This window comes from Azospirillum sp. B4, assembly GCF_000333275.1.
Classification (GTDB): domain Bacteria; phylum Pseudomonadota; class Alphaproteobacteria; order Azospirillales; family Azospirillaceae; genus Nitrospirillum.
In genome coordinates this window covers 1-14,458 of record NZ_BACU01000011.1, presented here as the reverse complement: position 1 = coordinate 14,458, position 14,458 = coordinate 1, and the positions used below count along the sequence as shown (strand labels likewise).

The 14,458-nt window shown below is 66.6% G+C and carries 12 protein-coding genes; 3 read left to right on the top strand and 9 right to left on the bottom strand.

Going from position 1 to position 14,458, the window contains the following annotated elements:
- Nucleotides 1-351: 351 nt before the first annotated feature.
- Nucleotides 352-1,293, bottom strand: coding sequence for a Gfo/Idh/MocA family protein (locus I55_RS00335; RefSeq protein WP_252180956.1), 942 nt, complete (start codon nucleotides 1,291-1,293; stop codon nucleotides 352-354).
- A gap of 69 nt (nucleotides 1,294-1,362) precedes the next feature.
- Nucleotides 1,363-2,940 carry an aldehyde dehydrogenase (NADP(+)) gene (locus tag I55_RS00330; protein ID WP_044558409.1) on the bottom strand — a complete coding sequence of 526 codons (1,578 nt, stop codon included), beginning with the start codon at nucleotides 2,938-2,940 and terminating at the stop codon, nucleotides 1,363-1,365.
- 393 nt (nucleotides 2,941-3,333) lie between these two features.
- Between I55_RS00330 and I55_RS00325 the strand changes: the two genes are divergently transcribed.
- Complete coding sequence (locus I55_RS00325) at nucleotides 3,334-4,671, top strand: MFS transporter (protein ID WP_049973693.1); 1,338 nt, start codon at nucleotides 3,334-3,336, stop codon at nucleotides 4,669-4,671.
- Nucleotides 4,672-4,691: 20 nt separating this feature from the next.
- Here I55_RS00325 and I55_RS32540 read toward each other — a convergent pair whose 3' ends face one another.
- Together I55_RS32540 and I55_RS00315 are read right to left on the bottom strand one after the other, a co-directional pair.
- Complete coding sequence (locus tag I55_RS32540; protein ID WP_049973692.1) at nucleotides 4,692-5,171, bottom strand: DUF1579 family protein; 480 nt, start codon at nucleotides 5,169-5,171, stop codon at nucleotides 4,692-4,694.
- A gap of 46 nt (nucleotides 5,172-5,217) precedes the next feature.
- Nucleotides 5,218-8,124, bottom strand: a complete 2,907-nt coding sequence (locus I55_RS00315) for a pitrilysin family protein (RefSeq protein WP_085939906.1) — start codon at nucleotides 8,122-8,124, stop codon at nucleotides 5,218-5,220.
- A 289-nt stretch (nucleotides 8,125-8,413) separates the two neighbouring features.
- Between I55_RS00315 and I55_RS33940 the strand changes: the two genes are divergently transcribed.
- A protein-coding gene (locus I55_RS33940; RefSeq protein ID WP_085939907.1) for an IS630 family transposase occupies nucleotides 8,414-9,360 on the top strand; the annotation gives its coding sequence in 2 pieces (ribosomal slippage) (nucleotides 8,414-8,753 and nucleotides 8,753-9,360; 948 coding nt in all).
- 99 nt (nucleotides 9,361-9,459) lie between these two features.
- The gene (locus I55_RS00300) at nucleotides 9,460-11,661 is read left to right on the top strand and encodes a TonB-dependent siderophore receptor (protein WP_049973691.1); all 2,202 of its coding nucleotides are present in this window, start codon (nucleotides 9,460-9,462) and stop codon (nucleotides 11,659-11,661) included.
- A 104-nt stretch (nucleotides 11,662-11,765) separates the two neighbouring features.
- On the opposite strand, the gene I55_RS39425 is transcribed toward I55_RS00300, so the two are convergent.
- The 5 genes from I55_RS39425 to I55_RS00285 all read right to left on the bottom strand — a co-directional run.
- On the bottom strand, nucleotides 11,766-12,056 hold the full coding sequence (locus I55_RS39425) for a type II toxin-antitoxin system RelE/ParE family toxin (RefSeq protein ID WP_083900720.1): 291 nt from the start codon (nucleotides 12,054-12,056) through the stop codon (nucleotides 11,766-11,768).
- On the bottom strand, nucleotides 12,049-12,303 hold the full coding sequence (locus I55_RS00295; RefSeq protein ID WP_044558411.1) for a type II toxin-antitoxin system ParD family antitoxin: 255 nt from the start codon (nucleotides 12,301-12,303) through the stop codon (nucleotides 12,049-12,051). Before I55_RS00295 ends, I55_RS39425 begins: the two co-directional genes overlap by 8 nt.
- A 106-nt stretch (nucleotides 12,304-12,409) precedes the next feature.
- Entirely contained in the window at nucleotides 12,410-12,826 is a 417-nt protein-coding gene (locus I55_RS00290; protein ID WP_044558408.1) for a hypothetical protein, read from the bottom strand.
- A gap of 143 nt (nucleotides 12,827-12,969) precedes the next feature.
- Nucleotides 12,970-13,635 carry a hypothetical protein gene (locus I55_RS33930; protein ID WP_083900719.1) on the bottom strand — a complete coding sequence of 222 codons (666 nt, stop codon included), beginning with the start codon at nucleotides 13,633-13,635 and terminating at the stop codon, nucleotides 12,970-12,972.
- A 202-nt stretch (nucleotides 13,636-13,837) separates the two neighbouring features.
- The coding region (locus I55_RS00285) for an amino acid--tRNA ligase-related protein (RefSeq protein WP_044558406.1) at nucleotides 13,838-14,458 on the bottom strand (621 nt) is incomplete at its 5' end.

Sequence of the window (14,458 nt, the reverse complement as noted above, 5' to 3'; positions counted from 1 at the left end):
TTTTATGCGCGACCGTTCGTCCGATCAGCGGGCGGGGAATCTTTGATAGGGCCTGTCAACGCTGTCAAGAAATGTTCGCGGGTCTGCAATGGTCCAGCACGCGGCTCGGTCAGATTTAGAAAGGAAAAATGTATTATTAATCATCGGGCTTCTGCTGAATGTCACAGTGCCGAAAATTTTCAGAACCATCTGTCACAGCCGTGCAACGAAGGCCGTGTCGCGTCTCCCCCATCCCCGAATCGGAATAGGCCATTCGACCGAGACCGCGAGCGTTCTCCGGCATGCACGCATGGAAAAGGCCGGCGGGACGACCGCCGGCCTTTTCCATGCCTTGATCAGCCAGTCGCGAACTCAGTCGTGGAACTCTTCCACCAGCACACGGTGGCCGCAGAGGAAGGCGTCAGCCACATGGCTGAGCGGCGCCAGGTCCACGTCCACCCGGCCTTCCCGCACCAGGCGGCTGAACAGGGCGTAGAGGTTGGCGTACTCCGCCTCCGGCTCTTCCAGGTGGGCGACGCCGTCGATGCTCATGGCGGCCCCCCCACGGTTCAGCGTCAAGGTGCCGTCGGTGGTCTCCACGACGATGTCCCAGCTCTGCGGCCCGGTCTGGCGCCAGTCGAACTCCGCCCGCACCGGCACGCCGGCCAGGTCCTGGAAGTCCAGCTGGGCGGCGATGGGCGCCTGGCGGTTGGCCGGGAACTCCAGCGTGGCGGCCTTCAGCACCAGGGCGCGGGGCAGGATGTGGGTGATGATGGACAGGGCGTTGATGCCGGGATCAAACACGCCCAAGCCGCCCGGCTGCCAGATCCATTCCTGGCCAGGATGCCAATGGCGCACGTCTTCCTTCCACGACACCGTCACCGATTTCAGGGTGCGGCCCGCCAGCCAGGCGCGGGCGGGTTCCACCGCCGGGGCGTAGCGGGAGTGCCAGGTGGCCAGCAGGGCCAGGCTCTTTCCCTTGGCGAAATCCACCAGGTCATGCACCTCCGCCAGGGTGGCCCCCGGCGGCTTCTCCAGCAGAACATGGACGCCGCGCTGCAGCGCGTGGCGGGCCAGGGCATGGCGGCCCTGCGGTGGGGTGCAAAGGGCGACGGCCTCGATCTCCGGCCGGGCATCCAGCATGGCGTCCAGGCTGCCATAGCTGTCCACGCCATCCAGCGTGGCGTTGCGGCTGGCCACCGCCACCAGTTCATAGTCCGGATTGGCGGCGATGACGGGCAGGTGCTGGTCGCGGGCGATCTTGCCCACGCCTACCAGGCCGATCTTGATCGGTGACATGCGCTCTGGTGACATGCGCTCTCGGGGCTCCCCTGTTTTTTATGAAAAGGGGCGGGCCGCGTTTCCGGCCCGCCCCGCGGCGACTTACTTGCCGGGCTGCACCACGCCGTCGACACGGCGGTTCAGGCCCAGCGGGTTGGCGTGCTTCACCGCCGCCGGCAGCAAGGCGTCCGGCAGGTCCTGATAGCAGACCGGGCGCAGGAAGCGGTCAATGGCCAGCGTGCCGACCGAGGTGGTGCGGCCGTCGGAGGTGGACGGATACGGGCCACCATGGACCATGGCGTGGCAGACCTCCACACCCGTCGGCCAGGCGTTGGCCAGGATGCGGCCCACCCGGCGCTCCAGCGTCGGCAGCAGGCCGGCCGCGGCGTCGTAGTCGCCCTCGTCCAGGTGCAGGGTGGCGGTCAGCTGGCCCTCCAGCCCTTCCAGCACGGCCTTCACCGCCGCCAGGTCCGGGCAACGGACGATGACGGAGGAAGAGCCGAAGACCTCATGCGCCAGCGCCGGGTCCGCCAGGAAGTCGGCGGCCGAGACGCTGAACAGCACGGCGGAGCAGACATTGCCCTCACCCGCGGCCGCCTGGGCCAGGATGGTGGCGCTGGGGCTGTCGGCCAGGGCCTTCACGCCCTGCTTGTAGGCCTTGGCGATGCCGGGGGTCAGCATGACCAGCGGCGTGGTCTTGCCCACGGCCTCGGTGGCCGACGCGACGAAGCGCTCCAGATCCGGGCCGTCCACGGCGATGATCAGGCCGGGGTTGGTGCAGAACTGGCCGGCCCCCATGGTCAGCGACCCGACGAAGGCCTGGCCCAGGGCCTCGGCGCGCGCCTTCAGGGCGGCGGGCATCAGCAGGACGGGGTTGATGCTGCTCATCTCCGCATAGACGGGGATGGGCTCCGGCCGGGCCTGGGCGATCCGGACCAGGGCCAGGCCGCCGGCGCGGGAGCCGGTGAAGCCCACGGCCTTGATGCGCGGGTCGGCGACCAGGGCGCCGCCCAGCTCATTGGTGGTGCCGCTCAGCAGGCTGAACACGCCCTCCGGCAGGCCCAGTTCCTTGACGGCGGCGGCGATCGCCTCCCCCACCAACTCGCTGGTGCCGGGGTGGGCGGGATGGCCCTTCACCACCACCGGGCAGCCGGCGGCCAGGGCCGACGCGGTGTCGCCACCGGCGACGGAGAAGGCCAGCGGGAAGTTGCTGGCGCCGAACACGGCAACAGGGCCCACCGGGATGTGGCGCAGGCGCAGGTCGGCGCGGGGCAGGGGCTTGCGCTCCGGCTGGGCCGGGTCGACGCGCACACCCAGCCAGTCACCCTGGCGGATGACGCTGGCGAACAGGCGCAGCTGGCCCATGGTGCGGCCGCGCTCGCCTTCCAGGCGGGCGCGCGGCAGGCCGCTTTCGGCGCCGGCACGCTCCAGCAGGGCATCGCCTAGGCCCAAGATGTTGTCGGCGATCTTTTCCAGCAGGCTGGCGCGCAGCTCCAGGCTGGTCTCGCGGAAGGTGTCGAAGGCGGCGGCGGCCAGGGCGCAGGCCTGGGCCACATGGTCGACGCCGCCCTGGGCGAAGGCGGTGTCCAGAGTCCCGTTGGTGGCGGGATCGATGGCGGCGAAGGTGGCGTCGGTGGCGACGCGGGCGCTGCCGATCAGCAGCTTACCGTGCAAAGACATCTGGTGTTCCTATCCCTCTGGGTGGCCTCGCAGCGTGACCGGTTGCCGAGGCGCCGCACCTTGTTAGCCAAATTTGTACGACAAATCCACAAGTCCCCAGTGGCAGCACCACTGGCGGGGTGGAAAGCCGGGTCCGTCACATCCGGAATGTAGGCTTGATACCGGTAACATGCAACGCCGGGGGCCGGCAGCCTGCCCCGCCATAAACAAATGCCCGGGCGCCCCTGATCAAGACGCCCGCCCGCCGTTTGCTATGCTGCACCGCAACGCACAGGCCCCTAACCGACGGGTGGGCCAAGGAAAATGCGACAGGCAGTTGGGTCCTGGCTGCGGCGGCGGGTCACGCCGTCCAAGCCGGACCGCCATAGACATTTCACATAAGGGAATAGCGCCATGACCGTTCCCGCCGCCGTCCCCGGCACCCTGGACCAGGCCGCACCCGCGGCGGGCACGACGCCGCCCCGCATGACACCCACCGGCATGACACCCATTGGCATGACACCCATTCAGGCCCGCGTCCTGTTCGCCGCCACCATGGGCAATTTCATGAGCGCCACGCCGGTGCTGTACACCGTGTTCGGCATGGTGCTGATCCCCATTTCCCAGGAATTCGGCTGGCCTCGGGCGCAGGTGTCGGGCGTGCTGGGCCTGGCCGCCCTGTTCGCGGCGATGATGGCCTTCATCACCGGGCCGCTGGTCGACCGCTACGGCCCCCGCCGCCTGATCCTGGGTGGAAGCCTGTCGTTCGCGCTGGCGCTGGCCCTGTTCTCGTGGGCGCCGGGCCGGGTGCTGCCCTTCTACGGCCTGTTCCTGCTGGCCGATATCGCCGCCGCCTTCGCCTCGCCCATGACCTACAGCAAGGCGGTGTCGGGTTGGTTCGACCGGGGACGGGGGGCGGCGCTGGGCTTCGCCGGCGGGGTGGGCAACGGCCTGGGCGCCACCATCATCCCCATCATCGGCGGCGTGCTGCTGTCGCATTTCGACTGGCGGGTGACCTACCAGGGCATGGCCCTGATGGTGGGCGCCATCGGCTTCCCCATCCTGCTGCGCTGGTTGCGCGATCCACCACCGGGCGGCGTCCGCGACGCGGCGCCGGCGCTGCGGGAAACGGCGACGGCGCCCGCCAACGACCTGACCCTGCGCCAGGCGATCGGCACCCGCGCTTTCTGGATCACCGCCCTGGCCATCGGCCTGTGCGCCGCCTGCATGACGGCGATGTTCACCAACGTCGTGCCGGTGCTGACGGAGCGGGGGTTCACCCTGGCCGACGGGGTGACGGTGGTGACCGTCTTCGCCCTGGTCTGCGCCGTGTGGCAGTGGCTGATGGGCCTGATGCTGGACCGCATCGCCCGCCCCTTGATCCTGGTGCCCTTCTATCTTCTGGGCCTGGGCGGCCTGCTGCTGCTGCAATACGGGCCCAGCATGCCCTGGCTGGTGGCGGCGGGGGCGATGATGGGCCTGGGCCTGGGGGCGGAGTACAGCGCCCTGCCCTTCCTGCTGTCACGCTACTTCGGCTTCCGCAGCTATGGCGCCATCGCCGGCGTGCTGTACGGCGGCATCAACGTCGGCATGGGGCTGATTCCCTTCGCCATGAACGGCATCTTCGACGCCTACCGCTCCTACGACCCGGCGCTGCACATCATCCAGGGCCTGATGCTGGCCGCCACCGTGGCCTTCCTGTTCCTGCCCGCGCATGACAAGCCGCTGAGAGCGGGATGCGATCACGCGTGATCCCTGGCGCCGGACGCGGGCTATTCCTGCCGCCGGTAGCTGCCCTTCAGGAAGGGGATCCAGGTCAGGCCACCATCGGTGGAGCGGTCGATGGCGGTTTCAAGGTGGTCGGGCACCGGCCACCAGTAGCGGTGGCGGGCGCGGCCGCGCGGGGAGGTGCGGATGAAGGTGAAGCCTTCGCCGCCCGGCTCCCCCGTCCCTTCCACCGGTCCCCACAGGCCGGGCGCCGGATTGGCCGGGACGTAACCCATGTCGTCGAACCAGAACAGCAGGTGCACCGCCACGTCCGGGTCCCAGGTCAGGACGCCGTGGGCGGCGAAGTGGCCCTCCTCCCCCCGGTCCAGGGTGTAGTCCAGCAGCAGGTGGTGGCCGTTCAGGGTCGGGCGCACCGTCAGCCGGCCGGTGCCCGTGCCCCCGGGGCCGAAGGGGCCGGGCAGCACGCCATCCGTGCCCGCCCAGTCGCCGATGAAGACGGACAGCCGCCGCATCTCCTCATGCATGGCTTTCCCCTTTCGTTTTCCTCTTGGCCGGCCCCCTTGGCTGGCCTCAGGGCTTCTTCCCTTCCTGGGCCGTCGCCTTGGCATCCGGCTTCTTCGCGGCCTTCAGGCTGCCGCTGTCCAGGTTCAGCTGGGCGGCGGGAATGACCTCCACCTTGGGGTACTTCTCCTTCAGCGCCGCCAGGAACTGGCTGCTGTCACCCACCACCACCAGGCTGCCCTGGGCGGGGGACAGGGTGCGGGCGGCGACGGCCTGCACCTCCGCCGGCGTCACGGCCTGGACGCTGGCGATATAGCGGCCGATCTCGGCCAGATCCACGCCCTGCAGCGCCAGGCTGCCCACCAGGCTGGCCACACCCTGGGTGCGTTCCACCGTGCGGCCGAAATTACCGATCAGCACCGCCTTGCGGCCGGCCAGCTCCGCCTCGCCCGGCGCCTGGGTGCCCAGCTTGCCCATCTCCGCCATGATCAGGCCGGCGACCTCGGGGGCGGAGGGGTTCTTGGTCTGGGTGCTGGCCACGAAGGGCCCCGGCACCCGGCGGAAATCCAGCGCCGAGCCGGCGCCATAGCTGAGGCCCCGCTTGATGCGGATTTCCTGGTTCAGGCGGGAGGAATAGCCCACGCCCAGCACGGCGTTGGCCACGCTGGCGGGATAGTAGTCCTTGTCCGACCGGGCAAGGCCCGGCCGCACCACCAGCACCGCCGCCTGGCCGGACTTGGGCAGGTCCACCACCACGGCGCGGCCCGCCGGCTGCGTGGGGGAGGATGGCAGCGCCGGCAGGGCCGCCGCCGGCTTGGCCCAGCCGCCGAACAGCTTCTCCGCGATGCCGAAGCCCTGCTCCGCCGTCAGCGGGCCGGCCAGCACCAGGGTGGCGTTGTCGGGGCGCCACCAGGTGTGGTGGTACGACGCCAGGTCCGCCGGCTTCAGGGCGGTCAACGATTTGGGCGTCCCACCCAGGGGGTGGCCGTAGGCGGCGTCGGCGTAGAGCACGCGCGGCCCCACCAGCTTGGCCAGGCCGGCGGGGTCCTTCAGGGTGACGGACAGGCCGTCCAGCGCCTGGTGCCGCTCCCGCTCCAGCTCCTCCTTCTGGAAGGCGGGGTTGCGGGCGACGTCGGCGAAGATCTCCATGGCCGGGGTCAGCACGTCGGACTTCACCAGCAGCGACAGTTCCGACCCGTCCCAGCCGGCGGCGGCGGTCAGCGTGCCGCCCAGCGCCTCGACATCGCGGGCGATCTCGGGCGCGGAGCGGGTCTTGGTGCCCTTGGTCAGCACGTTGGCCGTCATGGCTGCCGTGCCCGGCAGGCGCGACGGGTCCACCGCCCCGCCGCCACCGATGCGCAAGGACGCCTCCACCAGCGGCACGCCGTGCGTGGGCGCCACGATGACGCGCAGGCCGTTGGCCAGGCGCTTTTCCACCGGCTTGGGCAGCACCGCGTCAACAGCCGGGCCGGCGGTGGGCGGGGCCTGGCGCTGGTCGGCCGGGGCGGGTTCCACCACCTTCAGGTCGGCGGGCACCACCAGGGGGGCGGCGTCGATGCTGGGGGAGGTCGCCACCGTGTCCGTGCCCTTCTCAGGACCGTCGGCGGGAACATAGCGCACGGAAACCTTGGTCTCCGGCTTCAGCCAGGTGGCGGCAACGCGCTTCACGTCGTCGGCGGTCACCGCCTGGATGTCGGCCAGCAGGCTGTCGGCGCGCTTCGGGTCGCCGAAGATGACGGCGGCACGGGCCAGCAGGCTGGCGCGGCCGTTGGCCGTCTCCCGCTCCGTCAGCTCATCCGTCACCAGCTGGTTGCGGGCGGCGGCCAGCTCGGCCTCCGTCACGCCGTCCTTGGCCACCTTGTCCAGCTCGCCCAGCAGGGCCTTCTCTCCCGCTTCCGCCGTGGCGCCGCCGGCCAGGATGGCGCCGATGGCGTAGGCGCCGGGCTGCTGGTTGATCTCCTGGAAGGTGAAGACCTGGCTGGCCACCTGCTTCTCATAGACCAGGGACTGGTTCAGGCGGCTGCTGTCGCCATGGCCCAGGATGCTGTCCAGCACGATCAGGGCCGGCAGGTCCTTGTCGGTGGCCTTGGGGAAAGGATAGCTGAGCAGCACGGCCGGCAGGGGCGCGTTGGCCTCCGTCACCGTCAGGGTCTGGGGGGCGGCGCGCGCCGGCTCCACCGCCGTCACGCGCGGGATGGCGGTGGCGGGGTGGGTCAGGGGCGCGAAGTACTTGTCGACCCAGGCGTTCAGCTCCTCCGGCTTGAAGTTGCCCACCACCACCAGGGTGGCGTTGTCCGGCCGGTAATAGGTGGCGTGGAAGGCCTGCACGTCCTTCAGGGTGGCGGCGTCCAGGTCCTCGATGCTGCCGATGCCGGGGCGGCCGTAGGGGTGCACCTTGAAGCTGACCTGCGGGAACATGAGGTAGAACAGCTTGCCGTAGGGCTGGGCGAGGACGCGCTGGCGCAGCTCCTCCTTCACCACGTCGCGCTCGGACTTGAAGTTCTCCTCATCCACGACGAGGGAGCCCATGCGCTCCGCCTCCGCCCACAGGATGCGCTCCAGATGGTTGGCGGGCACGGTCTCGAAGTAATCGGTGTAGTCGGCGTTGGTGGAGGCGTTGTTGTAGCCGCCCACGTCTTCCGTCAGACGGTCGAACTGCTCCGCCGCCATGTCGCGCGTGCTCTTGAACATCATGTGTTCGAACAGGTGGGCGAAGCCGCTGCGCCCCTTGGGATCGTCCTTGGACCCCACGCCGTACCACACCTGCACGGACACGGTGGGCGTGGTGGCGTCCGGCAGGGCGATGACCTTCAGCCCATTGGCCAGCGTGCGCTCGGTGAAGGCCAGCGGCGGCACCGACACGGCGCCACCGGCGGCCGCCACCGGCGGCGGCGTGTCCGCCGCGAGCGCGGGCAGGCTGGAGCACAGGGCCGTGGTCAGGGTCAGGGCCGCGAGCGTGCGGGTGAAGCGCATCATGGGTGCCGTCTTCCTTCTTGGGCTGCCGGCGCGCGCGGGGAAGGGTCCCGCGTCCGGAAATGGGCCTGGGCTCCTACATAGCCCAAAACCGCGCCGATGCGGCGGAGCATTTCGTTAATTCCCTGTAACTGAAGCCGTTAGTCGCGGGGCCCGCCGGGCGGTGGCTTAGGCGTCGGGACCCAGCCATGCGCTAGAGCGGGATGAAATAAGGCTGATTCAGGATTGGATTCCCAACGAGCTTGGAATGTGATTCAAGGTTACCGGTTTGATTTATATGGGGCCGGGAACGATGGGTCGTCCGTACTCGATGGATCTTCGTCAGCGCGTTGTTGACGCGGTTAAGCTTGATGGCCTGTCACGCCATCAGGCCGCGAAGCGGTTTGGCGTTGCGGTGAGCACGGCGATCAAATGGCTGGAGCGCGAGGCGGTAACCGGCAGCGTGGCTCCTGGTCAGATGGGAGGGCATAAGCCGAAGGCGATCTCCGGGGAGCACCGGGACTGGCTGCTGACGCGCTGTGCCAGCGGCCCGTTCACCTTACGTGGTCTTGTCCGTGAGCTGGCGGACCGGAATTTGAAGGTGGACTACCGCTCGGTCTGGGAGTTCGTGCATGCTGAGAAACTGAGTTATAAAAAAAGACTTTGGTCGCCACGGAAAGAAGCCGGCCGGACATCGCCCGCCACCGGGAGCGATGGCTGAGACTGCGACCGGGGATCGACCCGTCTCGATTGGTGTTCATCGACGAGACGTGGACCAAGACTAACATGGCGCCGTTGCGAGGCTGGGCCCCGCGTGGGCAACGGTTACCTGGTCCGGCCCCCTTCGGCCATTGGAATACCATGACCTTCATCGCCGCCCTGCGCCAAGATCGCGTGGATGCGCCGTGGCTGATCAAGGGGCCGATCAACGGCGAGCGCTTCAGGATCTATACCGAGCAGGTCCTTGTCCCGACATTGAAGCCCAACGACATCGTCATCATGGACAATCTCGGCTCACATAAAGGCAAGGCCGTCCGGGACGCCATACGGGCGGCCGGGGCCAGGGTGATCTTCCTTCCAAAATACTCACCCGACCTGAACCCCATCGAGCAGTTCTTCGCCAAACTCAAGCATCATCTGCGTCAAGCTCAAGAGCGATCTGCCGATGGCCTCTGTGCCGCCATCGGCAAAACTCTCCAAACCGTCACTCCCGCAGAGTGTTCAAACTACCTCGCCCATGCAGGGTATGTGCGAACCTAAAATCATCACGCTCTAATGAAAGTCACTTGCAATCACAATCGGCGAAAGCGAACCTCTTTACTCTGGTGATAATAATTATCAGTTGCTGGAGCCTTCATCGTGACCAACCTACGGCAGTTCCTCACCGTGTCCCGCCTGTCCAAATCCCGCCGGGCCCCCTCCCGCCTGTCCACGCCCCGCTGGGTCGTGGCCTCGGCCGTGTCGGCGGTCGCCCTGATGGCGAGCGCGGCCCATGCGGATGATGCGGCGGCCGGCACCGACGCCACCGCCAACGAGGTGCTGGTGCTGGGCAGGCGTTCCGCCACGGACGCGACCAGCGCGCTGAAAAGCGACGCGCCCCTGGTGGAAACGCCGCAATCGGTCAGCGTGATCGGCCGGGAGGAGCTGAACCTGCGCGTGGCGGAAAACCTGAACGACGCCCTGAACTACACGGCCGGTGTCGCCACCGACACGCGCGGCAACACCGCCGGCCGCTATGACCTGATGACGGTGCGCGGCTTCAACGCCGACCAGTACCTGGACGGCCTGCACCTCATCAGCTCGGTCAACGGCTACGCCACGCCGCAGATCGACCTGTCCTTCCTGGAGCGGGTCGAGGTGGTGAAGGGCCCCGCCTCCGTGCTCTACGGCAACGCCAACCCCGGCGGCATCGCCGCCCTGACCAGCAAGCTGCCCACCGGCCAGACCTTCGGTGAGGTCAGCGTGACCGCCGGCAGCTACGGCACCGTGCGTGAGACGGCGGACATCGGCGGCACCCTGGATGCCAACGGCATGCTGAGCTATCGCCTGGTGGGGGTCAATGACCGCTCCGACACCCAGATCAGCCATACCGAGTCCGAACGCTTCGGCGTCAGCCCCAGCATTACATACCGCCCGGACGACAAGACCAGCTGGACCGTGCTGTACGTGCACCAGCAGGATCCCAAAAGCGGCGCCTATGGCTCCGTGCCCGTCCAAGGCTCGCTGCTGTCCAACCCCAACGGCCAGATCGCGCGCGATTTCTATGATGGCGAGCCGGATTTCGAGCGGTTCAACCGCACCGAAAACATGGTCACCTCGCTGTTCACCCACAAATTCGACGACGACTGGGCGGTGCACCAGAACACCCGCTACATGCACCTGACGACGCTGTACAATAGCGTCTACAACGCCGGTTACTTCACCGACGCCAATGAGACCAGGCTGGCCCGCGCCCTGGCCGTGGCGCGGGAGGAGCTGAACAACGTCACGCTGGATAACAACGTGACCGGCGTGGTGCGCACCGGCGCCCTGACCCACAACCTGATCTTCGGCGTCGACTTCCAGAACACGGTGCAGACGGAGGCCTCGGGCTTCGGCGGCAGCGTCGCCGACATCGACGTCTTCAACCCGGTCTACGGCTCCGCCCTGACCCTGCCGGCCACCAGCTTCGACGTGCGCCTGCACATGAGCCAGACGGGTGTGTACGCCCAGGATCAGATCGCCCTCGGCGGCTTCCGCCTGGTGCTGAGCGGCCGCAACGACTGGCTGGACATCAGCCAGCTGGACCATCTCAGCAACGGCACGACCTCGAAGGATGAGAGCAAGTTCACCGGCCGCGCCGGCCTGCTCTACCTGTTCGACAACGGGGTGGCGCCCTACGTCTCCTACGCCACCTCCTTCTTGCCGCAGACCACGGTGGACCGGAACGGCAACGTGCTGGCCCCGACGGAGGGCAAGCAGGTCGAGGTGGGCGTGAAATACCAGCCCAAGGTGTGGAACGCCCTGCTGACCGCCAGCCTGTATGAGCTGCGCGAGACCAACGTCGCCACCACCGACCCCAGCTTCCCCACCGCCTCCATCGCGGCGGGTGAGGTGCGGTCGCGCGGCGTGGAGCTGGAGGGCTCCGCCCACCCCATCACCGGGCTGACCCTGCACGCCAGCTACACCTACATCGACAACCAGGTGACCAAGGACAATTCGGGCCTGGAAGGCACCCGCCCCTACGCCGTGCCGCAGACCACGGCCAACGGCTACGCCAACTACGTCCTGCAGGACGGCCCCCTGGCCGGCCTGGGCTTCGGCGGCGGCGTGCGCTACATCGGTCGCGGCTACAACGGCGTGGCCGGCAGCGGCAGCCTGACCATCCCCGGCGCCACCCTGTTCGACCTGATGGGCAGCTACGACTTCAAGCACCTGGCCCCGCAGCTCGAGGGCCTGACCCTGAACATCGACGCCACCAACCTGCTGGACCGCCGCTACATCTCCTCCTGCTACAGCAGCATCTGGTGCTGGTACGGCCCGGGGCGGGATGTGAAGGCGAACGTCGCGTATCGGTGGTGAGTGCCGCTGATCCGTTGAAAGTGTGAATGAGGGGTGGTGGCCGGTCGCGGCCGCCGCCCCTTTGCGACCTTCGTCGCCGCACCGAGGCGGGGGCTCCCGTGCCCCTACAGATGCCGCGGTAAATTCATACGCTCATGGAGAACGCGGACGATCCGTATGCCACCCGTTGTTTTGCGATAAAGAATGACATGGCTGCCACTTTCGATCCGCAGACAGCCTGATCGTATACCGCTCGCGTCCCGACCCAAGTCGGGAAACTCCGCCAATCGCATGAACTGGTCATGGAGTCCCCGGATATAGCGCCTGGCCTGCGCCCTGCCCCATTGCGCCAACGATTGCCGGGCGATGCGGAGCAGATCATTCTCCGCCTTATTGGATAAGGCGTACTCAGCCATTCTCAGCCGCGTCTGCCTCTGCCTCCACCATCGCCCAGATATCCAAGACGTTCCTGTCACTGACCCCGCTGGCGTCGCCCTCGTCCAAGGCGGCGCGCAGGGCCGCGAGCTTGGCCTCATGTTCCTCCAGCAAGCGCAAACCCGCCCGCATCACGTCGCTGGCATTGCTGTAGCGACTTTCGGCGACCTGCGTTTCCACGAATTGGGTGAAATGCTCACCTAAGCTGACCGATGTGTTCTTGCCCATGATCGGCACCTCCGGCGTGCATCTTACCAAAGATTGGTATTCTCTGCACCCCCACCCCCGAAACAACACGGGCGGCACCCTTGGCGACACCGCCCGCTTGAATTCATTATCGCGCCAAAGAGACCTCAGCCCCACTCAATAGAATAGCGTCATTTTTCTTATCAGACCGGAAGATGTACCCGGTCCCTCCCATATCCAGCGTCCAGCGGTAGGTCTTCCCGTCCCTCGCCTTCAGGCTGCCCCGGAACACGCAGCCGGTCTCCGTAGCCTTTTCACTGAAGCCTTGGCGCTGTTCCTCACGCGCCTTGCGGAACCACGTCAGCGCCTGGGCATCGGTCAGCTTCTGGCGGGCGCAGGCGTCGCTGTAGACCTTGTCCTGGTCCTTGCCTTCGAAGGTGGCCGGCGTTTCGACGGTGACCGACTCTATGGCGATGCTGGTCACCTTGGCCTGGGCGCCGGCCGCGCCGAGGGCGGCGGTCATGGCCAGGGCGGCCGGTTTCAGTGCCCCGTCTTTCAGTGCCACGTCGCGGTCTCCGCCTCATGGAGGTTCTTGAACGACACGTCGGGGTGTCGATAGATCTCGATGGCCGGAAAGCGCAACAATGCCTTCAGGCCGGCGATCATCCAGTCCAGAGAAGCGTTCTGCGATGCGGTCAGTTCGATGCTTTAATCATCGGCCTCTCGCAGTGCTTCCCACTCCCGAAGAAGCTGCTCGTAAAGCCGGCGAAATATTACTTCCTCGTCCCCATGCAATGGATAGCGATCAATTGAAAAGGTCTGCCCTTGGATAACATCGAGAATTCGAATCTCGTCTGCGGGCACTATTGGCAGAGCTTGTATCAAGAGCCAAAGGCCAAGGCGCCCAGCTTCTGCCGACAATATTGGTTCTGGGGCGAAATAAGGATAGATCGCGTGCTCGACACCGAGACCATCGCGCACAGATAGGACACGATCAACCTTAACCGTCGCTTCAAATTCTGGAAAAGTGAACTGAGCCTTCAAATGAGGGCCTGGGTGAAATGGCTCATTAGTCCAACGACGCCGCTCATTCCACCATAAAAGAAAGCCATCGCGGAGGCGTGGATATAAGTTTCTTCGCCTTGCGTTCGCAGCAATGCGCGCATCGACTAGAGTGTGGAGATCTCCCAAGCCAAACACATGGCTTTTTGCGTCAGCCCAAAAGTCCCCGTAGAAATCGCCGCCGGAAGAACGCGCCCCGGCTGCTCGGGCATTTTCCTCACGAACATCTCTACGAATCGCACTCCTTCTCTTATTAGCCGGCAAAAATAATATCAGGAGCAATTTCCGAAGATGAATGCGATCAAGAGCCATGTGCACCCCACCACAACCGAGGATGGTGCAATAAATTACAAAAGTCCAGAATCTAATCGGATCCTTCCAATTTCCTATAGCAACACTATACAAATGAACTTTTAGGTTAACGTATATCGCCGCGACGGCCTCAAAGCAGAACGGGCGGCGCCTTTCCAGACGCCGCCCGCTTCAATCCTCAGCTGAAGCCGAAACCCCCGCCTCAGCCTTCCTTCACCTCCGTGGTGATCTTGGGCTTGGGCAGGTCGAGCTTGATCGACAGTTCCTTCAGGCGGGCCGCGTCCACCGCGTTGGGGGCCTGCATCAGCAGGTCTTCGGCGCGCTGGTTCAGCGGGAAGACGATGACCTCGCGGATGTTGGGCTCATCCGCCAGCAGCATGACGATGCGGTCGATGCCCGGGGCGGAACCGCCGTGCGGCGGGGCGCCCAGCTTGAAGGCCGAGAGCATGCCGCCGAAGCGGGTCTCGAGGTCCTCGGCCGAATAGCCGGCGATCTCGAACGCCTTGTACATGATCTCGGGCTTGTGGTTGCGGATGGCGCCCGACGACAGCTCGATGCCGTTGCAGACGATGTCGTACTGGAAGGCCTTGATGTCCAGCGGGTTCATGTTGGTCAGCGCGTCCAGCCCGCCCTGCGGCATGGAGAAGGGGTTGTGGGAGAAGTCGATCTTCCCCGTCTCCTCATCCTTCTCGTACATCGGGAAGTCGACGATCCAGCAGAAGCGGAAGGCGTCCTTCTCGATCAGGTCCAGCTCCTCGCCGATGCGGGTGCGGGCCTGGCCGGCCAGCTTGGCGGCGGGGCCTTCCAGGTCGCAGACGAAGAA

Bases quoted from the DNA above. Each gene is read 5' to 3' on its own strand.
- I55_RS32540 (WP_049973692.1), bottom strand. From the start codon at position 5,171: ATGCATGAGGAGATGCGGCGGCTGTCCGTCTTCATCGGCGACTGGGCG.
- I55_RS00295 (WP_044558411.1), bottom strand. From the start codon at position 12,303: ATGGGCAAGAACACATCGGTCAGCTTAGGTGAGCATTTCACCCAATTC.
- I55_RS33930 (WP_083900719.1), bottom strand. From the start codon at position 13,635: ATGGCTCTTGATCGCATTCATCTTCGGAAATTGCTCCTGATATTATTT.
- I55_RS00330 (WP_044558409.1), bottom strand. From the start codon at position 2,940: ATGTCTTTGCACGGTAAGCTGCTGATCGGCAGCGCCCGCGTCGCCACC.
- I55_RS00325 (WP_049973693.1), top strand. From the start codon at position 3,334: ATGACCGTTCCCGCCGCCGTCCCCGGCACCCTGGACCAGGCCGCACCC.
- I55_RS00335 (WP_252180956.1), bottom strand. From the start codon at position 1,293: ATGTCACCAGAGCGCATGTCACCGATCAAGATCGGCCTGGTAGGCGTG.
- I55_RS39425 (WP_083900720.1), bottom strand. From the start codon at position 12,056: ATGGCTGAGTACGCCTTATCCAATAAGGCGGAGAATGATCTGCTCCGC.
- I55_RS00315 (WP_085939906.1), bottom strand. From the start codon at position 8,124: ATGATGCGCTTCACCCGCACGCTCGCGGCCCTGACCCTGACCACGGCC.